General features: G+C 29.5%; 26 protein-coding genes. 11 read left to right on the top strand and 15 right to left on the bottom strand.

Going from position 1 to position 23,389, the window contains the following annotated elements; all coding sequences use genetic code 11:
- Window positions 1-84 precede the first annotated feature (84 nt).
- Window positions 85-606: a hypothetical protein gene (locus tag ACZ49Z_RS00375; protein ID WP_464306229.1), complete on the top strand. Its 522-nt coding sequence runs from the start codon at window positions 85-87 to the stop codon at window positions 604-606.
- Between the two features lie 56 nt (window positions 607-662).
- On the opposite strand, the gene ACZ49Z_RS00370 is transcribed toward ACZ49Z_RS00375, so the two are convergent.
- The 3 genes from ACZ49Z_RS00370 to ACZ49Z_RS00360 are packed head-to-tail and all read right to left on the bottom strand — an operon-like array spanning window position 663 to window position 4,149.
- Window positions 663-1,652 (bottom strand): tetratricopeptide repeat protein, encoded by a 990-nt coding sequence (locus ACZ49Z_RS00370; protein ID WP_464306228.1) that lies wholly within the window; start codon window positions 1,650-1,652, stop codon window positions 663-665.
- A 43-nt stretch (window positions 1,653-1,695) separates the two neighbouring features.
- Window positions 1,696-3,516 carry a chloride channel protein gene (locus ACZ49Z_RS00365; RefSeq protein ID WP_464306227.1) on the bottom strand — a complete coding sequence of 607 codons (1,821 nt, stop codon included), beginning with the start codon at window positions 3,514-3,516 and terminating at the stop codon, window positions 1,696-1,698.
- A gap of 48 nt (window positions 3,517-3,564) precedes the next feature.
- Window positions 3,565-4,149 (bottom strand): acyl carrier protein phosphodiesterase, encoded by a 585-nt coding sequence (locus tag ACZ49Z_RS00360; RefSeq protein ID WP_464306226.1) that lies wholly within the window; start codon window positions 4,147-4,149, stop codon window positions 3,565-3,567.
- Between the two features lie 131 nt (window positions 4,150-4,280).
- Here ACZ49Z_RS00360 and glmM point away from each other — a divergent pair, with 131 nt between their 5' ends.
- From glmM to ACZ49Z_RS00335, 5 genes are all read left to right on the top strand, one after another.
- Complete coding sequence (gene glmM, locus ACZ49Z_RS00355) at window positions 4,281-5,669, top strand: phosphoglucosamine mutase (RefSeq protein WP_464306225.1); 1,389 nt, start codon at window positions 4,281-4,283, stop codon at window positions 5,667-5,669.
- Between the two features lie 166 nt (window positions 5,670-5,835).
- Complete coding sequence (locus tag ACZ49Z_RS00350) at window positions 5,836-6,828, top strand: glycosyltransferase family 2 protein (RefSeq protein ID WP_464306224.1); 993 nt, start codon at window positions 5,836-5,838, stop codon at window positions 6,826-6,828.
- Window positions 6,829-6,837: 9 nt separating this feature from the next.
- Window positions 6,838-7,425, top strand: coding sequence for a dephospho-CoA kinase (gene coaE, locus ACZ49Z_RS00345; protein ID WP_464306223.1), 588 nt, complete (start codon window positions 6,838-6,840; stop codon window positions 7,423-7,425).
- 71 nt (window positions 7,426-7,496) lie between these two features.
- Window positions 7,497-9,080 (top strand): sensor histidine kinase, encoded by a 1,584-nt coding sequence (locus tag ACZ49Z_RS00340; protein ID WP_464306222.1) that lies wholly within the window; start codon window positions 7,497-7,499, stop codon window positions 9,078-9,080.
- A gap of 5 nt (window positions 9,081-9,085) precedes the next feature.
- Window positions 9,086-9,784, top strand: a complete 699-nt coding sequence (locus ACZ49Z_RS00335; RefSeq protein WP_464306221.1) for a response regulator transcription factor — start codon at window positions 9,086-9,088, stop codon at window positions 9,782-9,784.
- Between the two features lie 53 nt (window positions 9,785-9,837).
- On the opposite strand, the gene ACZ49Z_RS00330 is transcribed toward ACZ49Z_RS00335, so the two are convergent.
- The 12 genes from ACZ49Z_RS00330 to ACZ49Z_RS00275 form a co-directional block, all read right to left on the bottom strand.
- Window positions 9,838-11,508, bottom strand: a complete 1,671-nt coding sequence (locus tag ACZ49Z_RS00330; protein WP_464306220.1) for an IS1182 family transposase — start codon at window positions 11,506-11,508, stop codon at window positions 9,838-9,840.
- 115 nt (window positions 11,509-11,623) lie between these two features.
- Complete coding sequence (locus ACZ49Z_RS00325; protein ID WP_464306219.1) at window positions 11,624-12,361, bottom strand: acyl-[acyl-carrier-protein] thioesterase; 738 nt, start codon at window positions 12,359-12,361, stop codon at window positions 11,624-11,626.
- 11 nt (window positions 12,362-12,372) lie between these two features.
- Window positions 12,373-12,888, bottom strand: coding sequence for a hypothetical protein (locus ACZ49Z_RS00320; protein ID WP_464306218.1), 516 nt, complete (start codon window positions 12,886-12,888; stop codon window positions 12,373-12,375).
- A 62-nt stretch (window positions 12,889-12,950) separates the two neighbouring features.
- Complete coding sequence (locus tag ACZ49Z_RS00315; protein WP_464306217.1) at window positions 12,951-13,622, bottom strand: peptidase associated/transthyretin-like domain-containing protein; 672 nt, start codon at window positions 13,620-13,622, stop codon at window positions 12,951-12,953.
- Window positions 13,623-13,665: 43 nt separating this feature from the next.
- Window positions 13,666-14,589 carry a tRNA (adenosine(37)-N6)-dimethylallyltransferase MiaA gene (miaA, locus tag ACZ49Z_RS00310; RefSeq protein WP_464306216.1) on the bottom strand — a complete coding sequence of 308 codons (924 nt, stop codon included), beginning with the start codon at window positions 14,587-14,589 and terminating at the stop codon, window positions 13,666-13,668.
- Complete coding sequence (locus ACZ49Z_RS00305; RefSeq protein ID WP_464306215.1) at window positions 14,582-15,040, bottom strand: HAD family hydrolase; 459 nt, start codon at window positions 15,038-15,040, stop codon at window positions 14,582-14,584. The genes miaA and ACZ49Z_RS00305 overlap by 8 nt, the downstream gene beginning before the upstream one ends.
- Window positions 15,041-15,880, bottom strand: a complete 840-nt coding sequence (locus ACZ49Z_RS00300) for an ion transporter (protein WP_464306214.1) — start codon at window positions 15,878-15,880, stop codon at window positions 15,041-15,043.
- Window positions 15,881-15,899: 19 nt separating this feature from the next.
- Complete coding sequence (locus ACZ49Z_RS00295; RefSeq protein WP_464306213.1) at window positions 15,900-17,261, bottom strand: exonuclease domain-containing protein; 1,362 nt, start codon at window positions 17,259-17,261, stop codon at window positions 15,900-15,902.
- A 98-nt stretch (window positions 17,262-17,359) separates the two neighbouring features.
- Entirely contained in the window at window positions 17,360-17,731 is a 372-nt protein-coding gene (locus ACZ49Z_RS00290; protein WP_464306212.1) for a four helix bundle protein, read from the bottom strand.
- 58 nt (window positions 17,732-17,789) lie between these two features.
- A complete protein-coding gene (locus ACZ49Z_RS00285) occupies window positions 17,790-18,458 on the bottom strand; it encodes a YggS family pyridoxal phosphate-dependent enzyme (RefSeq protein ID WP_464306211.1) in 669 nt (222 codons plus the stop codon).
- A gap of 128 nt (window positions 18,459-18,586) precedes the next feature.
- Entirely contained in the window at window positions 18,587-19,015 is a 429-nt protein-coding gene (locus ACZ49Z_RS00280; protein WP_464306210.1) for a hypothetical protein, read from the bottom strand.
- Between the two features lie 124 nt (window positions 19,016-19,139).
- A complete protein-coding gene (locus tag ACZ49Z_RS00275) occupies window positions 19,140-19,454 on the bottom strand; it encodes an HPF/RaiA family ribosome-associated protein (protein WP_464306209.1) in 315 nt (104 codons plus the stop codon).
- Between the two features lie 427 nt (window positions 19,455-19,881).
- Here ACZ49Z_RS00275 and ACZ49Z_RS00270 point away from each other — a divergent pair, with 427 nt between their 5' ends.
- The 5 genes from ACZ49Z_RS00270 (at window position 19,882) to ACZ49Z_RS00250 (ending at window position 23,388) form a co-directional block, all read left to right on the top strand.
- Window positions 19,882-20,370, top strand: coding sequence for a DinB family protein (locus ACZ49Z_RS00270; RefSeq protein ID WP_464306208.1), 489 nt, complete (start codon window positions 19,882-19,884; stop codon window positions 20,368-20,370).
- A gap of 2 nt (window positions 20,371-20,372) precedes the next feature.
- Window positions 20,373-20,606, top strand: coding sequence for a hypothetical protein (locus tag ACZ49Z_RS00265; protein ID WP_464306207.1), 234 nt, complete (start codon window positions 20,373-20,375; stop codon window positions 20,604-20,606).
- An 86-nt stretch (window positions 20,607-20,692) separates the two neighbouring features.
- The gene (locus ACZ49Z_RS00260) at window positions 20,693-21,640 is read left to right on the top strand and encodes a tRNA dihydrouridine synthase (protein WP_464306206.1); all 948 of its coding nucleotides are present in this window, start codon (window positions 20,693-20,695) and stop codon (window positions 21,638-21,640) included.
- Window positions 21,641-21,780: 140 nt separating this feature from the next.
- Window positions 21,781-22,368 (top strand): alpha-ketoglutarate-dependent dioxygenase AlkB, encoded by a 588-nt coding sequence (locus tag ACZ49Z_RS00255; protein ID WP_464306205.1) that lies wholly within the window; start codon window positions 21,781-21,783, stop codon window positions 22,366-22,368.
- A gap of 528 nt (window positions 22,369-22,896) precedes the next feature.
- Complete coding sequence (locus tag ACZ49Z_RS00250) at window positions 22,897-23,388, top strand: T9SS type A sorting domain-containing protein (protein ID WP_464306204.1); 492 nt, start codon at window positions 22,897-22,899, stop codon at window positions 23,386-23,388.
- The last annotated feature ends 1 nt before the right edge of the window (window position 23,389 follow it).

Below are 23,389 nucleotides of genomic sequence, written 5' to 3'. Positions count from 1 at the left end.
AAAAAAGAATTTGCTTTTAAAAAATTTAAAGAATAGAAAAGTAGATGTTTTTATATAAATGAAATAAAAATACAGTAGTATAATATGAAATTATTAGGAATTGGTTCAAGAATTAAACATGCTGAGTATGGTCTTGGTGTAGTTACAAATGTTTCTCCAAAGATGTATTGGGTTACATTTATTGAAAACGGATTAGAAACAATTGCATTAGATAGTGATTTTGAAGTAATTGAAGCTTTAGAGGACGATTTAGATACAGTTAGTTTTTCTGAAGTTGAGAAAATGTTAAAAAATGTATTGCAACGTTGGAGCGATGTTACTCCACAAGTTTCTATTGCTGATAAATGGAAAGGTGGTAAATTAATTATGGAGCCTGGAACGCAAACACAAAGTAAAGAAGTTCCTATTGATACTTTTTTTCATAAAATAGTTATGGTGAGAGACAGAATTAGAGTCATGGAGCAAAAAATTAATTCTAGTAATTTGGAAGAATCTGAAAAAATTGATTTGCAACAATACATAACACGAATTTATGGTAGTTTAACAACTTTTAATGTATTGTTTAAAAATCAGAGTGATTATTTTGTTGGAGAGAAAACGAAGTAAGCATAGATTTAAAAAAAGACAAGTACTATTTTGTTACTTGTCTTTTTGATTATAATCTAGTTCGTTTTAATGTTGTGCTTTTCTAATATTTTATTAAACGTATCTAATTTTTCTTGTTTTTCAAATTCATTATATAAAACTTGTATATATTTTTCAGCATCTGTTCTATAAGGAGATTTAATAGCAATATACATAAGATAAGCTTTACACATATTATCTAAACCTTTTTCAATGTCATTTAGATACTGTGTGTAAATTGACCCAATTCCAAAAAATACTTCTGGATTATCAGGTTGCACTTTTCCTAGTTTTTCGTAGGCTTTTACTGCTTTTTTATATTCTTTTTTATAGGTATATGCAACTGCAATATTTTGAAGTGGCATAGAACCATTAGGGTCTATTTTGAGTGATTTTTCATAGGCTTCTATTGCTTCATCAAACTTGTTTAGTTTTCTGTAGGAAATTCCCATGTTGTCATAGGCAAATGCAAATTCAGGATCTACCGTTACTGCTTTTTTATAATAACTTATTGCCTCTTCTAAGTTTTCTTTTTTTGAAGCAGCAATTCCTTTGTTGTAATAATCTAGTGCAAGATCATTTCTAGATAGAGATTTTGCTCCTAATTTGTCGTTGCTATTGACTTTAGATTTTAATGCACTACAATTATCTGTTAAATAGCGTTCTAGTTTATAATAATACTCTTTGTATTCTTTAGAATTAGGATTAATATTTATGTTAATGTCTATATCTTTTTTATTATTATTCGTTTTAGCTTCTTTTTCAAGCTCTTTTATATTTAATTCAGCAATTTTTAATCCCATTTGGTATGTGCCAACTTGTTTGTCAATGCATTGGCTAATGTCCTCGGCAATGTTTTCTTTTGTTCTGTCAAATGTTTCTATAGAGTCAATGCATTTGCAAGCATTTTCGCTTATCTCTTTTAGGAATTGTTCTTTGTTAAATTCAATGTTTTTTACTTCTTTGTCTTGAGAAAAAGTAGTGGTAGCAATAAATGAAACAGCAAGAATAAAGATTTTCTTTTTCATGTAGTAGTGGTTTAATTATAAAAAAAAATGAAAATACAAAAAATTACTCAATAATCATGTCTCTTAACTGATTTCTATATTTCTCTAAAATCATATTTCGATTAACAAAACCAATAAAAAAATCGTTTTTAAAGACAGGTAATATATAGGTGTTTGTTTTTTCAAATTTTTCCATAACTATTTCAATTGTATCGGTGTTAGATACAATTTCCTTAGGAGCTTTTGTAACTTCGTGTGTTGAAGTATATTTTATCTTGAAAGAAGAAAAAATAATAGAGCGAATGTCATCAAGGTAGATTAATCCTAAAAATTCTTTTTTAGCATTAAAAACAGGATATACGATGTCATCTGTATATTTAATAATTTCAATTAATTCTTCTAAGGAGTTTGATTCTTTAATCTCCTTGTAATCGGTTAAAATAAAATTAGATAGGTGTAAACATGTTAATATGTTTTTGTCTTTATTGTCTGTAAAAACTTCTCCTTTATCTGCCAAATGTTTAATGTCGAATGAATAAGGTTCAAATCGTTTTGAAATGGCAAAACTAACAGAAGAAACAATCATTAAAGGTACCATTAAATTATAACCACCAGTTATTTCTGCAATTAGGAATATAGCGGTAAGTGGAGCATGAAAAAGACCACTTAAAACACCTGCCATACCTACTAATGTAAAATTACTAACCGATAAAGGTTTGGTGAGTCCTATTGTATTAGAAAGTTTAGCAACTAAAAAACCAAGGTAAGAGCCTACAAATAAAGAAGGTGCAAAATTGCCTCCATTGCCTCCTGCACCTAGTGTTAGCCCAGTGGCATATACTTTTATCATCATGGTTGCTCCTACAAAGGCTAATAATACCCAATTGTTCGATTTATAGTCGTTTAATAAGGTGTTTTCAAGTAATTTTTCTGGGTGTGCGTTAGCAATTGTTTTAATACTTTCATATCCTTCTCCAAATAATGTTGGAAAGAAGAAAATTAAAATCGCTAATAGGGATGCACCGAAAAGGGCTTTTCTATAGTTACCTAGTTTAGAGTTAGAAAAATAGGTTTCTATTTTTCTAAATGTACGAGCATAATTGATGGAAACAAAACCTGCTAGCAACCCCAAAAGCACATAATGCGGAATATTATGATAATCCATTGCGTCTCCTTGCTTAAAACTTAAAAGAATATCTTCATTTAAGATAATGGTAGAAACTAAGGCACCTGTTGCAGCACTAATCATAATGGGAATGAACGCTGTAATACTGATTTCTGCTAAAACTACTTCAATAGCAAAAAGAACCCCAGCAATCGGGGCATTAAAAGCAGCAGCTATTCCAGATGCAACACCACAAGCTAATAATAATGTTCTATCCTTTTGTGATAGTCTATAATTCTGAGCATAATTACTGCCAAAAGCTGCACCTGTAATTGTAATAGGAGATTCTAGTCCAGCGCTACCTCCAAGTCCAACAGTGAACGAACTAGTAATAATTTGCGAGTACATTTGTTTAAAAGGCATAAAACCACCTTTCCTTGCAACGGCATACATTATATGTGAAGTTCCTTTTTGAATAGAACCATCTAATAGTTTTTTAACAACTAACACTGTTAAAACAATTCCAATGATGGGTAAAATACTGTTACTATAGGGTAAATGTAGAAGTCGATCCAGATATTGGGATAGGTTATATACCCAGTGAGCAAATGTTTTTAAAACAATTACCGCTAAAGCGGAAGATACACCCACTAAAACACATGAAAAGTAAATGAACTGTCTAGGGGTGACTAGTGATTTTAAAATAAAAACAAATAGTTCTAAACGTTTAATGCTTTTTGCTAAAAATCGGATAATTGGATTGTTTTTCTTAGGAGACATTAGAAAATTTGTAATTTCTGCGAAGTTAGGTTTTAATTAAAAAATACACTAATCATTCATTAGTTTTTCTAGGCTCATTTTTCGAACTTCTTCAAAATAGTGTGTAAATTCTTCTTCAAATTCTTTATAAAAAAGTTGCAATTCTTCTGTAGAATATTGCATTTTTGATTTAAATTTTGTTCTATAATCCATTCTATAGAGTGTTGTGCTTATGCCTTCAATACTAGCATAACTCAATAGCCAATTTTGGTGCACCATACTGGGTAATAACTTTTTGGTGCGTGTAGTAAGAATATTGAAGTTATTGTCTAATAGATTGTAAAAATGAGATACATATTCAGTTAAGGGCGTTTTTGAATAATTATTCCAGTTTTTGGCTAGAAAGTGATCATAAAAAATATCAATAATCACACCCGAATAATGACCATATCGTTCGTGTAGTCGATGTTTGCTTTGTCTAAAAATAGGGTGTGCATCAGTAAAAGTGTCTATTGCTCTGTGCAATAGAATTCCTTTTTTAATTTCATCTGGATAATTCATGTAGTCTTTTCCTCTAATGCCATCTGCCATGAAATTACCAATCTTAATCATGTCGTTCTCTCCTGAAAGATATATGTGTGCAAGGTAGTTCATTTGTTGTTTCGGGGTGATATGTGGTAGTACTTAATTGTAAATATAGTAAAATTAAACAAGTTTTTTTTTCTGCTACAACTTGTTATCTTTGTTTTTTAAACAGGTTGTCTAAAATAAATAATAGAATAAGAATGACATTAATAAAATCAATATCAGGAATTAGAGGTACAATTGGAGGGAATGTTGGAGATAATCTGACTCCTGTAGATGCTGTAAAATTTGCTTCGGCCTATGGAACATTCTTGAAACAAAACTCAAATAAAGAAAAGTTAACAGTTGTAATTGGAAGAGATGCGCGTATTTCTGGACCAATGATTCATAATTTAGTACAAAACACGTTAGTTGGTTTAGGGATAAATGTTATTGATTTAGGACTATCTACAACGCCTACTGTTGAAATTGCTGTACCATTAGAGAAAGCAGATGGAGGTATTATATTAACTGCATCACACAATCCAAAACAGTGGAATGCCTTGAAGTTATTAAATGCTAAAGGGGAGTTTTTAAATGGAGCAGATGGAGTGAAAATTTTAGAAATTGCTGAAGCAGAGGATTTTGATTTTTCAGATGTTGATTCGTTAGGAGAAGTAACGCAGAATGATGCTTATTTGGATATTCATATTGATGAGGTTTTGAATTTACCTTTGGTCGATGCGGATGCAGTGGCTAAAAGAAAGTTTAAAGTAGTAGTAGATGGTGTGAATTCTTCGGGTGGAATTATTATTCCTAAATTGTTAAAGCAAATGGGAGTAGAGGTTGTTGAATTATATTGTGAGCCAAACGGACATTTTCCTCATAATCCAGAACCTTTAAAGGAGCATTTAGGTGATATTTGTAAATTGGTTGTTGAAGAAAAAGCCGATTTTGGTATTGTTGTTGATCCAGATGTGGATAGACTTGCTTTTATTTCTAATGACGGAGAAATGTTTGGAGAAGAATATACTTTAGTTGCTTGTGCCGATTATGTTTTAAGCAAAACAAAAGGGAATACGGTCTCAAATATGTCTTCTTCTCGTGCATTACGAGATATTACTGAAAAGCATGGGGGAAAATATCAAGCTAGTGCAGTAGGGGAAGTGAATGTTGTTACTTTAATGAAGGAAACAAATGCAATTATTGGAGGTGAAGGAAATGGAGGAATAATCTATCCAGAGAGTCATTATGGAAGAGATAGTTTGGTTGGTGTGGCTTTGTTTCTGACGCATTTGGCAAGCTTAGATATGACAGTTGCAGCATTGAGAGCAAGTTATCCTCAATATTATATGAGTAAAAATAAAATTGAATTAACTCCACAAATAGATGTAGATGCTATTTTGAAAGCAATGATTGAAAAATATAAAAATGAAAATATTTCAACCATTGATGGCGTGAAAATTGATTTTCCTACAGAATGGGTGCATTTGAGAAAATCGAATACGGAACCTATTATTCGCATTTACACAGAAGCTCCAACGCAAAACGAAGCAGCTATTTTAGCAGAAAGATTTGTTAATGAAATGAAAGAGATTGCTGGAATATAAATGAAATAAGAAAAACTGATTTAAGAATTTTAAATCAGTTTTTCTTATTTAAATAATCTTATTAGTTTATTTGAACTTAAAATTAAGGTTAATATTAAACTTGAATTCATTTTTTTATACCACTACATTTTTATAAAGAGTATCTTTGTTAAAAAAATAGACAAAGATGTATTTCTCTTTTATTATTCCTGTTTTTAATCGTCCAGACGAGATAGAAGAATTGTTAGCCAGTTTAGCAATATTAGATTATCATGAAGTGTTTGAGGTGGTGGTGGTTGAAGATGGTTCTACCATTACATGTGAGCATGTTATTGAAAAATATAAAGATAGATTAACTATTTCCTATTTTTTTAAACCTAATTCTGGACCAGGAGATTCTCGAAATTTTGGAATGAAAAAAGCAAAGGGAAATTATTTCTTAATATTAGATTCTGATTGCATTATCCCAAAACAATACCTAAAAGTAGTTTCAGATTCTTTGACTAATGATTTTGTGGATTGCTTTGGTGGTCCAGATAGAGCATTAGATTCTTTTTCAGATATTCAAAAAGCAATTAACTTCACAATGACCTCTTTTATTACTACTGGAGGAATTCGAGGAGGAAGTGAAAAGTTAGATAAATTTCAGCCAAGAAGTTTCAATATGGGACTTTCTAAAGAAGCATTTGAAGCTTCAAAAGGATTTGGAAACATTCATCCAGGTGAAGACCCTGATTTGTCTATTCGATTGTGGAAAATGAACTTTAAAACCAAACTGATTACTAATGCTTATGTTTTTCATAAACGAAGAATTGATTGGGATAAGTTCTATAAACAAGTAAATAAATTTGGAAAGGCACGACCAATTTTGAATTTTTGGTATCCAGAGTATTCAAAAATTACATTTTGGTTTCCAAGTTTGTTTTTAATAGGCTTCATTTTTAGTGTTTTAGCTTTTTTGTTCGGAATTAATTTCTTTTTATTTTGTTTTTTAGTCTATTTTGGAATGATTTTTGTAGGTTCATTATTACAAAGTAAAAATGTAAAAATTGCGACATATGCTGTCATTGCGGCAATGATACAGTTTTATGGATATGGAAAAGGATTTTTGCAATCTTTTGTAAATTTAGTTATCTTTAAGAAGAAACCTGAAGAAGCACATCCAGAATTGTTTTTTTAAAAAATAGTCATGACAAAAATTATAGGTTTAACTGGAGGAATTGGAAGTGGAAAAACGACTGTTGCAAAATATATTGCTAAACAAGGCGTTCCAGTATATATTGCCGATGATGAAGCAAAAAAAATAATGGATAGAGAAGAAGTGATTACAGAAGTGCAATCCTTGTTTGAAGAAAATGTTATTGATAGTCATAATAAGCTAGATAGAAAAAAAATAGCAGCTATAGTTTTTCAAAATCCAGAAAAATTAAATGCACTTAATGCTATTATTCATCCAAAAGTTAAAAAACATTTTGAAGAGTGGGTAAAAGCAAAGAAAGATTATCCTTTTGTAGTAAAAGAAGCTGCAATATTATTTGAGACAGGTGGAGATGCCTATTGTGATAAAGTAATTTTAGTTACTGCACCACTCGATGTTAAAATTAAGAGAGTTATGCAGCGTGATGGAGGTCAAGAAAATGAAATAATGAAAAGAATAAAAAATCAGCTTTCTGATGAAGAAAAATTAAAAAAAAGTGATTTTGTTGTAACGAATATTGAATTAAATGACACATATAGTAAGATTAGTGAAATTCTTAAAATATTAAAAATATCGTAATAAAATCCGTTAATGTTAATCTTTGGTTAATGTTTTTAGGGTGTAAATGTTAAAATGTTAATTTTGCCTTGATGAATAAAACTAGATTTCGCCTGTTGGTTTTTTTAATGAGTATTTCTCTTATAGGAATAATTATTGTCCAACTATATTGGATAAATACTTCGTTAAAAAAGAGCGAAGAAGAGTTTAAACTTCATGTTCAGCAAATTATTGGTAATGTAGCTGCAATTATAGATAATAAAGAACTGGTTAGTTTTTACAGGCAATATCATAAAATTAAAGATAGTATTGGTAAAGAACCAGAGAAAAACACGTTAAAAGAATTTTATTTTTTAGAAAGAAATAAAAAAACAAACGAAACTATAATCTATACAAGTTCATTGGTTTCAGAAAGCTTCGGGGTTAATGGTTCTTTTTTTGATAAAAATGCAGATACTGTAAATGTTGGAAATCTTGTTACAAAGAGAAGAACTGAAATTTATGCAGGAAGTTTAATAGACAAACCTTCAATGGAAATAAATAGAAGACCAGATGTAACTATTGAAAAAACTGGGAGTGTTTCTGCGTTAGATAAAGTTAATTTTCAAGTTTTTTTTAAAGATATAGTTTCGCTTCGTGCCATTCAAGATAGGATTACTAAAGAGGAATTAGAAAAATATTTAAGTAAAGAGTTAAAAGAATATCAAATAAAAACACCATTCGAATTTTGTATATATAGTAATGGTTTGGCAACAAAAATACGTTCTGATAGATTTGTTTATGATAAAAGATCAACTTATGGAATACCAATTTTTAAAGACAATGAAGGCTTGAGTCAATATCAACTGTTGGTGACATTTCCACAGAAAAGTAAGTTCTTTTTCTCATCGATTTTAGGAATAACTTTAATTTCACTATTGTTTACATTAATAATTGTCTTAACTTATTCAAGCGCTTTAAATCAGTTGATTAAACAAAAGCAAATTTCTGAGATTAAGACAGATTTTATTAACAATATGACACATGAATTTAAAACGCCTATTGCAACGATAAATTTAGCGCTTGATGCAATAAAAAACCCTAAGATTATTGATGATAAAGAAAAAGTACAACGTTATCTTCAAATGATTAAGGACGAAAATAAGAGAATGCATGCACAAGTTGAAAATGTTTTACGCATTTCTAAACTTGAGAAAAATGAATTGGATATTTCGAAAGAACCAGGTGATGTTTTAGAAATTGTTGAAGATGCTATAGAACATATTCGTTTGATAATCGAAGATAGAGAAGGTGAAATTAGAACTCATTTTAATGCAACTAGAACAACAATATTGTTAAACGATGTGCATTTTACCAATGTATTGGTTAATATTCTAGATAATGCAGTGAAATATTCGGAAGGAGCACCAATAATAGATGTTTTTACAGAAAATATAAAAGATTATATTATTATAAAAATACAAGATCAAGGATTAGGAATGAGTAAAATTGCTCAAAAAAGAGTTTTTGAGAAATTCTATAGAGAGCATACTGGAGATTTGCATAATGTAAAAGGACATGGTTTAGGATTAGCCTATGTGAAGCAAATCGTTGAAGATCATAACGGACAAATTCTTGTTGAAAGTGAGAAAGGAAAAGGAAGTGCATTTATTTTGAAAATGCCATTAATAAATTAGAATATATGGAAGCTAAAAAAATTTTATTAGTTGAAGATGATCCAAATTTTGGAGCTATATTGAAGGATTACTTAATTATTAACGATTTTGAAGTAACCCTAGCAAAGAACGGAATGGAAGGGTTTGAAAAGTTTAAAAAGGACATTTATGATTTGTGTATCTTAGATGTAATGATGCCATATAAAGACGGTTATACTTTAGCTAGAGAAATTAGAGAAAAAAATCAAGAGGTACCAATTATTTTCCTTACGGCTAAAACATTGAAAGAAGATGTTTTAAAAGGGTATAAAGTGGGTGCAGATGATTACTTAAATAAGCCTTTTGATTCAGAAGTGCTTTTAATGAAAATTAAAGCAATTATCCAAAGAAAAGCAAGTGAAGTAAAACCAGATAACACTAAATTTGAGTTTGAAATAGGTAAGTTTCACTTAAATTCAAAATTACGTTTTCTATCATACCAAAATGAAGAACCTGTAAAATTGTCACCAAAAGAATGTGAGTTATTAAAAATGTTGGCACTACATGAAAACGATTTAATGCCAAGAGAATTAGCTTTAACAAAAATATGGAGAGATGACAATTATTTTACATCTAGAAGTATGGATGTTTATATTGCTAAACTAAGAAAGTATATGAAGCGCGATGAGAGTGTTGAAATTCTTAATATTCACGGAGAAGGTTTTAGGTTGGTTGTAAAGAAATAATGAATAAAGCTTTAGTATTTTATATGGGGCTGTCCGAAAAGGACAGCTTTTTTTTATGTAGCTATTTTTAAGCTATTTTGTTTTGAAGAAAAAATAATAGCAAAATAACTTTGAGTTACTTTAACAAGGCAAATTTTAGTTTTAAAATAGGCTAGATAAGTGTGAATTTTGGTTTTGAAAACAAATTTTAGCAAGTCTGCCTTGAATGCATTCATTTTTCTAAAGTTGTGTCCAAGGGCCATTAGTAAAAACTCTAATGTTACTTTTTCTAATCCCTTCATTGTGAATCGATTGAATTTATTATTGCTTTTAAGTTGACCAAAAACCGCTTCTACCTCTATTGGACGTTTACTTCGATGTTCTAGTCCTTTTTCACTCATTAGTAGCTTTCTTGCTTTTTCTTTTAATTCATTTAATCGATGATTGACTGATAAAATTCTATTACCTTTTGATTGATGGCATTGACTTCGTAAAGGACATCCTTGGCATCTTTTGGCTTGATAATATGTAATTTGTGATTCATATCCAGTACTGGTTTCACGTTTTCCTACTCCTGTTTTTTGCATGATTTGACCCATTGGACAAACATAAAAATCGTGTTCTTTGTTGTAAAATAAATTTTGAACAAGAAAAGGATTGTTTTTTATCTTTCTTTTTTGTTCTTGATGAAAATAGTTATATTTCACATAAGCATCAGCTTGTTTTTCTTCCAGCATTTCATAGTTTTCTTCACTTCCATAACCTGCATCTGCAACGATTTCTTTGCTCTGTTTTTGATAGGCTTTTTCAAAACCTTCAAGATGAGAACTTAAGGTTGTAGTGTCATTTGTTGTTTGATGAATAGAAACATGTGTAATAAATTGGTTTTCAGTAGATATTTGCGGATTGTAAGCAGGTTTTAATTGACCGTTTTTCATATGATCTTCTTTCATTCTCATAAAGGTAGCTTCGGGATCTGTTTTACTATAGGAGTTCCTGTTTCCCATTGTAACCAAGTCTTTTTCATATTTTTCAAGCTTTGGAAGATGTTCCTCTTGAAGTTTTTGCAATTCTCTTGCCTGTTTTTTGGTAGGTTCTTTGAGTTTTTTATTAAGAATCGAAAGCTTTTCTTTTAAACTTTCTGAATCAATCGACTTTGGTAATTCTTCTATATTTAGTTCTTGATTATCAGATTGAATACTGTTTTCAATAGTCGATAAAATATGACTAATTTTAATTTCTAGTTTTTCTTTATATTTCTCAACGGAGCCTCTCCATACAAAAGTATATTTATTAGCTTTGGATTCTATTTTTGTACCATCAATATACTGAATGTCTAAGCTAACATATCCCATTTTTACAAGCATTTTTACTACTTCTGCAAAAAGAGTTTGGATATGATTTTTTAAAACTTTACCCCTAAAATCGTTTATCGTTCTAAAATCAGGAGTCGAGTTGCCCGAAATATACATAAAATGAATGTTCTCCTGAAGTGCTTTTGCAATTTTTCTGCAAGAATATACATTAGATAAATAACTGTAAAACAAAACCTTAATCATCATTCTTGGATGGTAAGCTGAAGTACCACCTCCTTTATATTTTTTCAATATTTCACTTATATCTAACTGATTAACAACTTGTTCCACTAAGTGAACTGGATGGTTTTGCGGTATTCTATCGAAAATATTGATAGGAAATAACTCTGGAGAATTGCCTGTTTGATTTTTAAAAACTATCTTAGCCATTGTGTATTTTTGTCTCAACTCTAAGATACTAATTTTAGAGATAAAATACAACAAAAAAAGGCTGTCATTACTTTTTGGACAGCCTCATAGCTAATATGGAAAAGAGTGGTTTTTTTTATTTCCATTCAATTTGCAGTACATATGCATTTTTGTTTTCTTTTGTAATACTGTATGTTGTCTTCGATTCATTTTTGAAAACATAAATGGGGCTTTCGTCGTTTAAATTTAACTCACGCATAAAATTAATATCAAATGCCTTAACGTCTTGTTGGATTATTTTTTCTGGATCTTCATAATCAAGACACCATTCCATATATTTAACATTATTGACATGATTTACAACATCTAAATCAGATAATACTACTTTCCTTTGTCCAATTGCATTTGCTGTTGCACTAATTTCAATCTTTAAAGTAGGTTGCTTTGTTGCGTCTATTTGAAATTTTTCAAAATGTTCATGAGGCAATGCTAATGCATCTGGTCTTCTTGTTTGTGTGTTGATAACAGCCCAATAGGTTTCGCAACCCACAATCTTTTTTTTATTTAAATACATTTCCATACAACGAACGGAACGAGAATTTTCTAAAGTTTTAATCCATGTTTTAATAGTCACAGTGTCTCTCCATTTAGGTAACCGATCAATCTCTAAACGCATTCTGCTCATTACCCAAGCCTGATGATGGGTTTGCATATCTGTAAAACTAATACCTCCTAAATCGGCATGAGTTCCTGCGGTTATTTGTAATAAATTACATAAATCGGTATATTTTAAATATCCATTAGGATAACAGTATAGAAAATTAATTTCATATTCTTTTTCAAGTATCGATGTGAAATTTGAAGCTATTGGCATTAGATATATATTTAATCGAGTGTTGTAAACCTAAAATTCAATCCTAAATTTAGCTGTAGATTATTAGAAGAATTGAAAAAATGTTTTTCTGCAGCGTTTGTAGTAATGTCATACTGAGTTGCATTGTATTGAGCACCAATCAATAATGATAGTTTTTTATATATATTATAATTGAAATTTGTTCCTAAAATATAGCTATTTCCAAAAGTTTTATTAATACCCTTAAACTCAATAAAGCCATAGCCTATATAGGGATCTATATTTATTTTGTTTGTTACTTTTAAATGATAAACTACTTTTAAATGAATGGTTTGTAGCGTTGCATTTTTACTGTTTCCTGCAATTGCGGTATTCGTAACACTATATTTGTTAATTTGAAATCCATTTATGAAGCCAAATCTTTTATAAGTAATATGCTCAAATTCAGAAAAAAAGGCATGGTTTTTTTTATAACCTTCTTTTAAAAATGTATTCTCTAATTGATTTGGAACAGTGTAAGCAAAGTTTATTTCGTTAAAAAATTTCACTTTGTTTTGTGAGCATACTAACAAAGGTAATAATAATAAAAAATAAGTTTTTATTTTCATAATTAGTAGATAATAATTTCTTCTTTGTATGCGTCTTCAATAGAAATATTTCTTGTTTCTGTAGAAGTGGTGTTTGTTAACGTGTTAAATAAGTCATATTGAATACTTACATTTTGATTTTTAATAATACCATCAAAATGAAATATTTCATTGTAATAATCATTCTCTATTGGATTTATGAAGTTTTCATAAAAACTAGATTCACCAATGAAAGTAACATTTTTTAGAATAATATTGTAGGGGCTTGTAGATCTTTGAAAAATAATTTTTAAACCAACAAGTTCATCAATAGGGTAGAGCACAGTTGTTCCTATATTGAGTTTGTAATCTAAAAAATTTGTATCTTTTATATTGACAAGTTTCTTTTGTTGGTAACCAAGTACTTTTTCTTCATTAATAATGATAATCATTTGATCTTCATTTGAAGCGGAAGTGACATAAAGTTTGAAATTTCCATTTGCATCTGTGTAGCCTAAACCAGGTTCTCTATAATCATATCCATAACCAGAGCTTTTTTCAAAGGCTACAATAACTTCGGTATTTGGTATTCCTATGTTGTTTTTATTTACAATTTTACCTTCAACAACTAATTTTGTACCATTATGATATTCAATATCAGGATCGCAACTAGCAAGTAATACTATAATAAAAAGGAATAAAACGTTTTTTTTCATAATTTTTTTATTACTAAGATGGCTTTATTTCTTTTAAGTTGCGTTATGAAATGGTTATTTTAATAGTATTAATAATTTCTTCAACAGGTGTTAAATAATCAAACCATTTTGCATTTTCAGTGCGTTTAAACCAAGTAATTTGTCGTTTTGAAAAACGTCGTGTGTTTTTCTTTATTTCTTCAATTGCAAATGGCAATGTCGTTTTTTCATCTAAATGATCAAACAATTCTCTGTAGCCAACAGTTTGTAGTGCATTTAATTGTTTGTAAGGATATAAAGAACGAACTTCATTGAGTAAACCTTCTTTGATCATAATATCTACTCTTTGGTTAATTCTGTCATACATGATTTCTCTATCTGCTTCTAGACCAATAACAATGGGAATGAAATTTCTTTTGTTTTTTCTTTTGCCAATAAAACTAGAATAAGGTTTTCCAGAACCAATGCAGACCTCCACAAAACGCTTCATTCGTTGTGGGTTTTGAAGTGTTTGCGGGTTTTGGGTAACAATTGTTTTAAAGTAGTCGGGATCTAAATTTTGTAATGTGTCTTGAAGATAGGTTATTCCTTTTTCTTCAAATTGTGCATTTATAGCATCTCTTATAGAAGAATCAATATCTGGGAATTCATCAAATCCTTTTAGAACGGCATCAACATATAACCCAGAACCACCTACCATTATTTGGATATTGTTTTCTTTAAAAAGAACTTCTAATTTTTGCAAGCATTCTTGTTCAAAATCGCCTACTGAATAATTATTAAAAATCGATTTGTTTTGTATGAAATAATGATTAGCAGTAGCTAATTCTTCTTCGTTCGGTACAGCTGTACCAATTTTCATCTCTTTAAAAAACTGACGACTATCGCATGAAATGATACTACAATTAAAATATTGTGCTAATTTGATGCTTAATGCTGTTTTTCCAATGGCCGTTGGACCTATAATAGTGATGAGATAATTATTCAATTGTGTTTAAGAATTTAATGTTTTGCATAATAGTTTTTGTCCAATTTATATCTGTAGGCTGAACGAGTATCATTTTGAAATTAGATGTTTCACTTTCTATTCTCACACCTTCCGAATCGTCTATATGAAGATGGAAGTTATAGGCTACTGGATATTTTGAAACATTAATTTTTAATTCCTTTAATGTTTTTATATTTTGTTGTTGATTGATTATCTTTTTAACATGAATGCCATAATATCCTAAAGTGATTCTAATTTTTATTTTTTTTCTAAATGAAGTAGTATAAATGTTAATAGTATGACCTTCTTTTTGTAGTTCTTTTATTAATTGTGGGCTACTTTTTCTTATTTTTTCAATTCCAACCATGGCAGCAAAATAATTTCTGCTCTCAGTTTCAAATTCGTTATTATAAGGAATTAACGTGCCATCTAAATCAAAACTAATATTCATCTAATCATCCAATAAATTATTTCCGCAATTATGACAAAATTTTGCATTCTCTTGATGGTCTTCTGCTCCACAATCTGCACAAGGGTTTTTTAATAAAGCTGGAGCAGCATTAGGAATTGCTTTTGCAATTTCAGCGGAAACAATTCCTGTTGGAACAGCAATTACTCCATATCCTAAAACCATAACTAACGAAGCAAGAAATTGTCCAAGCGGTGTTACAGGTGAAATGTCTCCATATCCCACAGTGGTTAGTGTTACAATTGTCCAATAAATGCTTGTTGGAATACTCGTGAAGCCGTTTTCTTTTCCTTCAACAACATACATGACGGAGCCAATGAGTATGGTGCTTATCAATACGAAATAGATAAAAACAAGTATTTTACTTTTACTTGCCAGTAATGCATCTCTAAGTTGCTTAGACTGTCCTGTGAATTGAGGGTGATTTAATATTTTAAAAAGTCGCAATAGTCGTAAAGAGCGCACAATTGAAAGGACACCAGAACCTGCAAATACTTGCGCTAAATACATTGGTAATGTAGCAATTAAATCAATAATACCATATACACTAAAAATATATTTTAAAGGTTTATTAATAGTAATAATGCGCAAGAAATATTCAATAGTAAAGAAAATGGTAATGCCCCATTCGAAAGCAATTCTTATATCGTGGTATTTTGCTTCAAAACTTTTTACAGTTTCCATCATAGTGAGCAGGACACTCAGGAGAATAACACCAAGAAGAATTAAATCAAAAGCTTTTCCAGCAAAGGTGTTTGTGCCATATATAATAATATAGGTCTTTTGTCTAAATTTTTGATAAGCTGATTTTTTTTGGATCATAATACAAATTTAGAAAAATTTAAAAGGTCTCTACCTTCATGACTTTTCTTTTTCTTAAATAGCTTTGAATGATGTTTTTAACATCTTTGTTGTTTTGCATCGGAATAATTAATTTTCTTAATATCTCAATATTTTTAATTTGATGATTTAAGTCATAGAAACAATAGCCTTTATAAACACCATCTTCAATTAGAATAGCGCTTCGTTCATTATGCATTCTTCCTTTATCTGTAATAATGAGATTGTTTTTGGAAAAAGTATTCTGATCTATAAACTGATTAACTCTTTTGTTGTATTCGCTAATTTCTTCTTTATCTATACATGCTCCAAAGCATTGTTTAACATCATATTGGAAACAACTTTTTTTAGTGTCATACAGCCCATTTATTTTTTGGCACAAATTATATTCTTCTGTAATTTTAAACAGTGCTTTTTTTCCTTCCATGACAGTAGAAAATGACGTTAATTCTTTTTTTCTGCCATCAGATTTAGCAATTCTTAAAGCTAAATATCCTTTAGTGTTTTTCTCCATATATAATGCCCATGGAAATAATGTTTTTCGCTGAGCTCTATTATAGATAGGTTTGTTTATTTTTATTTCTTCACTTTCTTTCAAAAGAGCAATCAATTCGCTGCCTGTTTCTTCAAAAGTAACTGTATATACAGATTTTTGAATTTTTTTGCTTTTTGGGTTCGTTCCTGTAAAATGTTGATTAACACGCTTTTTAATGTTTTTGCTCTTTCCAATATAAATAATATCTCCTTTTTCGTTATGAATATAATAGATGCCTGTTTTTGAAGGTAATGCTTCAATTATATCTAATAATTTTGGAGACATTCCAGTTTTTACTTCTGTTTTAATATAGTTTTTGACAATCTCTTTTTGACTGTCTTTAGAAAGTAATAGTTTAAAAAGCTTAACAGTAGCCATCGCATCACCATTGGCTCTGTGTCTGTCAGCAATTGGAATACCAAGAGAACGGACAAGTTTTCCTAGGCTATATGAAGGTTGTTCTGGAATTAGCTTTTTTGCTAATTCAATGGTACAAAGTGTAGATTTCTTAAAAGGAAAGCCTAAGCGTCTAAATTCTGTACTTAAAATTCTATAATCGAATGAAGCATTGTGAGCAACTAGAATACAACCATCTGTAATTTCTATAATACGTTTGGCTACTTCATAAAATTTTGGTGCAGAGCGAAGCATAGCATTATTAATACCAGTTAGCTTAACAACAAAAGGTTGAATTGGTTTTTCTGGATTAACTAAGCTAATGAATTGGTCTATAATTTCATGACCATCATATTTATATATGGCAATTTCGGTAATACCTTCTTCGTCGTATTGCCCTCCTGTAGTTTCTATGTCGAGTATTGCGTACATCTTAATTTAACGGTCTATTTTCAACGGTCTATTTCAAAAGGTGTATAATTGAAATATAAAGTTAAAAATTTGATTGTATCATTCTCTATCAGAATGAATTATTTTCTGTTAATTATCATTTTTGAAGCAATTGCAATTAATTCGTCAATTTCTTTTAAGATTAAATGCCTAATTTCTTCGTTTCCTTCTTTTATATACTGGAGTATTTTTAATGAATTTCTGGCCTCTTTTAGCTCTTTAACAACTTCAGTTAGTTTAAAAATAAAATCACTATCGTTGTTTATGTCTTTCGACTCTTCAAAATATAAAGAAGCATATGTTGTTGAGCAGATTATTTGTTCTTTATGATGGTCATTTCCAAAAGAATTATCGATGTTTCTAGTGAAATAAATACACTCACCCGCGAAACGTATTAGTCTATCATCAAAATCGAATATTTTTTTACTAAAAACAATATTTTTTTCTTCCATATTTTTGTGGTGAGTTTTACTCTTTTTTCAGTTTAAAATTTTTAGAAGCAGAATAGTATTAATTCCTTGTTCCAAAGATACTACTTCCAATTCTAACCATTGTGCTCCCACAAGAAATAGCTAATTCATAATCTCCAGACATTCCCATTGACAATGTTTCTAGTTTAAAATTAGAAGTGACTAATGTTTTATTTGCATCAAAAATAGATTTCAAATGAAGAAATTCCTTTTTAATCTGGTTTTGATCTTCTGTAAAAGTTGCCATTCCCATGAAACCTTTAATGCAAATGTTTTGCAAACTTTGAGTGTCATTTTTAATAATAGACAAAATTTCATCTAATTCAGAATGATCTAAACCAAATTTAGTTTCTTCTTCCGCAATATGAATTTGTAACAAGCAATCAATAATTCTATTGTTTTTGGCAGCCTGTTTATTAATTTCTTTTAGAAGTTTAAAACTATCCACACCATGAATTAGATTTACATAAGGAGCCATATACTTTACTTTATTAGTCTGCACATGACCAATCATGTGCCAATTAATATCTTTCGGCATCACTTCCTGTTTGTCTGTCATTTCTTGTATCTTGTTTTCCCCAAAAATGCGTTGCCCTGCTTCATAAGCTTGCATTAAATCGCTAACAGGTTTTGTTTTAGAAACTGCAACAAGTGTAACATGGGCTGGAAGTGAAGATTGTATAGTGTGAAGGTTGTTTGCTATTGACATTTTGTAACTCTTGATAATTAATTATAGGTAGCATAGATATATTAAAGCGAAATTCAATTTCGGTAAAAATTTCGCAACACAAATCTAGTTTAAATCTATAATTTAACCATAGATAAAACTATTTTTCTCTATAATTTAAATTTTTGGACTTCTTTATACCCTAAAGGCAATTTCGGACTTTTTATGCCAAATGGACCCGAGCCTCTTTTGTGGTAATAAAATTCGTTTTTGTCAGCGGTGTATCTGCCTGAACACAAAAGTTGAAGTGTTGTTTTATCAATGTCCGATTTTGAAACAGCAATATCGATCCAAACGGGTATTTTATTGTTTCTACATAAGATAGCAACCACTTCATTATCTTCTAAATTGAAGTATTTTTTATCATTATCTTCAGGATAAATGTCAAACTGAGTTAAGTTGGGATTGTCATTTGAAAAATTTAATACAATGTCATATCTAAATTCAGGGACTAAATCGTTGGATAAATAATTTTTGGCAAATTTAAATGAAGCATAACTTGCTCCAAGAAGTAAGTATAAAAAATCAGGTTTATTCATGGGTAAAAGAAGTGTACTTAATTTTATTCCAGTAAATTAAAATAATAAATAATATTAGAATTTAAGTATAGAAAAAGAGGCTGTTCTATTAGACAGCCTCTTTTATAATCGCATAGGTTACTACTTATGCTTCTCTCATTTTTTCAAAAGTAGATTGCATTACTTTTTTTGCTTTTTTAAGAGCGCCACTAAATGCCTTTTCAACCGTGTCTGCATGTTCTGTAACTGCTAAAGGTTCTTTTTTGGCTAATCTAACTTCGATAAGACAACGTTTGTCATTTTTACCAAACTTCTCGCTATTTTCATCACCAAAATGAACCTCAACTCGCGTAATTTTATCATCGAAACGAACTAGTTCTTTTTCTAATTCTGATGTGTAAAAATTTACTAATCTACTGTTTCCATCTATGTTTTTGTCTGTGTTAATCTGAATTTGCATATTCTGTTTTATTAATTGTTTCCTATAAAATTAATCAATATTTCAAATCTTTCAAAGCAATTATAATAACTTTAAGAAAACTATTTTTAATGAAGTTAGAAAAGCTTGTAAACCAGTTGTTTTCAATTTATAAGTAGAAATTATTCCATTTTATCTTCGCTTAAACTTAAAGAATATTTGTATGAAAATAAAATGATAATGAGATTGAAGGTTGCTACTTTACTTAAAAAATATAGTAAATGATTTAAGTATAATAATATCATTTATCCCAGTAGTTTAAAGATATAAATGGTATTAGTTGTTAGAATCTAATGTGTTTTAGCGTTTACAATGAAAAGTTAGTTAGGTTATTTTAATAGTTTATATTGTAGAGAAGAATTATAAAGTTTAAATTTGTTAATGTCATATTAAACACACACAATAATCAATGAAAACAACACAGCTTAAAGATCAAATTGATTTGGCTAAGAAAAAAACAGAGACACTTATCTTTGATATTCCTTTTGAGAAATGGTTTGAAACACCAGATGTTCTAAAAACAAATTTAAATTGGCAAATTGGTCATATTATTTTAGCAAATTATCTTCACGGAATTGCTTCAATATCTGGAGCAAATGAGCAATTTAGAGAAAAGGTAAATGTATCAGATTTTATAAAATTTTATGGACCTAAATCAAATCCGTCCGATTTTGAAATGGAAAAACCGACACCAGAAAAGTTATTGGATATATATAATTTTACATTATCTCTTGTTTTTGAAAATGTAGATCGTCTTTCCGATGCTAATTTGGAAGATGAAACAGCAACTCCTAATCCAGCGGCAAAAACAAAATATCAAGCGCTACTATGGTTATCTCAACATCAAAGTTGGCACAATGGACAAATAGCAATAGTAAAGAGAGTATTGGGAAATTAATAATGAAGCAAAATTTTAATTCATTTGAAGAGCTAGAAGGTTATTTGAAAAATTGGATCAATTTTGAAGGAGAAGGAATGTATGACTCTGTAGGAATGATGATGCTATTAAGTGCATGCTTCAAAAACGTTAGTAACAACTGTCATTTAAGTTTTTTTAAAGAATGTGAAGACATAGCTTCTTTTTTTTTCAGATGTAGAATTCATGTATTTAAAAGAACTTGTTTTAGCAATTGAAGCTAATAAAAAAATATAAATATAGCATCGAGTATTTAAAGAAGGTAACAAAAAAAATCAGCTATCTTTGTTTTTCAAATTATTATATGAGCATTACCCTACTTTCGTCTCCTTTGCAAGGCTTCACTGATTTTCGTTTTAGAAATGCACAGCACAAATTTTTTGGTGGTATTGATACTTTTTATGCTCCGTATATTCGTTTAGACGGTAAAATGGTAATAAAAAATGGCTACCAACGCGATTTACAGATAGAGAATAATAACACACTTGAAGTTATTCCTCAAATAATGACAAATGATGCCGATGAGTTTTTGTTTGTTGTTAAATACATTCAAGAACTAGGTTATAAAGAGCTTAATTGGAATTTAGGATGTCCATATCCTATGGTAACAAAACGAGGAATGGGTTCTGGACTTATTTGTCAGCCAGAGAAAATTAATTATATTTTAGATCGTGTGCATAATGAAACAGATGTAATCGTGTCTATGAAAATGCGCATGGGCTATGAAAATCCAGAAGAAATTTTAGATGTCTTTCCTATACTGGATCAGTATCCTTTAAAAAATATCGCTATTCATGCACGAATTGGAAAACAACTATATAATGGAGGAGTCAATCTAGAAGCATTTCAACGTTGTACAGAAAATACAAAGCATAAGCTATATTATAATGGAGACATCACTTCTGTAGCGAAATATAAAGAAATGAAAGAACGTTTCCCTTCAATAGATCATTTTATGATTGGTAGAGGTTTGATAGCTGATCCTTTTTTGCCAAGTATGATAAAAAAGGATACTACAGAATATCCTAAAGACAGATGGCAAATTTTTAGTGATTTTCACGATACAATATACCATGAGTATGATGCTGCTCTTTCTGGACCCACTCCAATAAAGATGAAAATGCTAGGTTTTTGGGGCTATTTTTCAAATTCATTCTCCGATCCACAAAAAACACTAAAAAAAATTAAAAAAGCATCTAGTCCAAGAGCCTATCAAGAAGCGGTTAAGGAGATTTTTAACCGTGAAAAATAGATTTAATGTGTATGATTGTGTTATTAAAATTAAGTATTTATTTCGATTATGAGATAAAAAAAAAATAGTCTTATAGAAAAAATGCAATATTTATTCATAAATCTTATCTTTACAAGATACACAAACTAAAATATTTACCATTGCAACTACCATTAAATTGTTCTGTAGAGTATATAAGCGATTTTCTAAATCAGGAAGAAGCAAAAGAGCTCTATGAAGTGCTTATAAATGAATATAACATCGAAAATTCAAGATTAATAATAGAAGCAGGAGGAAGGTTAATAACAACTGATAGTTTTAAGATATTATTTGCATCTGAAAGATTAATCGCGATCAACAGTCATCCTGAAAATATTCATGGGAAAGTACATGTTTGGTCGGGTGCAATGAAAAAAATAAAAGAGCGAGTAGAAGTACTTCTAGATAAAGAATTTGAATTGGCAATGTGTATATATTACCCCAATGGCGAGTATTTTGCACCCTATCATTTTGATCAACAAACATCTGGATATAAAACAATATTGCCTTCCATTAGTTTAGGAGAAGTTCGTGAGTTTTGTTTTAAATCAAACGAAACCGATGAGGTTTACTCCTTAGAACTAGCCAATGGAAGCTTGTTGATTATGAAAGATTATGCTCAAGATAGATACCAACATAGTTTACCACAAAATTCGAAATACAAGAATCCAAGAATAAATATAACTTTTAGGGAGCCAAGTTTTAAATAAATAAAAAAATATGCCCCAATTTTTCTGTAATAGCAACAAAAAAACTATAAATAGTAGTGTTTGTTAAATTACATAAAATTTCAAAATGTTTTGTAATAGTGCTTGTTGAAGATTTTTTTTATCGATACTGTTTATTGATAAAAAGAAAGAGATTAATAAATAGTTATTACATAAAATAGGTATCCTCATTGGTGAGTTTAAAATATTTTCTTCACTTTATGTTTTGATTTTACAGTAAATAAAATTATAATCCAAAACGCAAAATGGTTTATTCTTGAATTTGTTCATTTTTTTTAAACTTTTCTAAAAACAGGTAATTCTACCTGTATGTATTTTTTTTGATTGTACTAATTTTACGATGTAATAAAAAAAACATTATTTATATTATTTTTTTCAATTATTTTTAACTAAATTTAACATATTAAATGGTTTTGTTTTGTTTTTTTTAACTTTTATTTTGTTAAATATTCAAAGTGTAATTGTGCCATTTTTTGTAATAAAAAAAATATAAACTAAAACAAATTATTTATGACTAAAAACAAAAGACTGTCTTTTCTAATAATTGGTTGCTTTGCGTTAAGCATCGCCAATTGTTTAGCACAAGAATCTGTGAACTCGTCGGGAGGGAGTTTAACAGGGGTCAACGGAACGGCTTCCTACTCAGTAGGGCAGGTTGTTTACATGACATATACTGGATCAAATGGTAGTGTGTCAGAAGGAGTGCAACAGCCGTATGAAATTTCAGAAGTGTTAGGGACTGAAGATTTTTCTGGCTTAATTAAGGATTTGAGAATTTATCCAAATCCAACAGTTAACGATTTAACTTTGAATTTGACAAACGAGAATGACTTAATCTTAAATTTTCAAATTCTAGATGTTAACGGGAAAGTAATAAAGAATGAAAAAATTCTAGGAAATGAAACCAATATTTCAGTTTCTTCATTACCTGCTGCTATCTATTTCCTAAAAATAATAAACCAAAACAAAGAAGTTAAAACATTCAAAATTATAAAAAAATAAG

It is taken from the genome of Flavobacterium sp. KY-23415, assembly GCF_055384985.1.
This window is presented reverse-complemented; position numbering and strand designations above follow the sequence as displayed.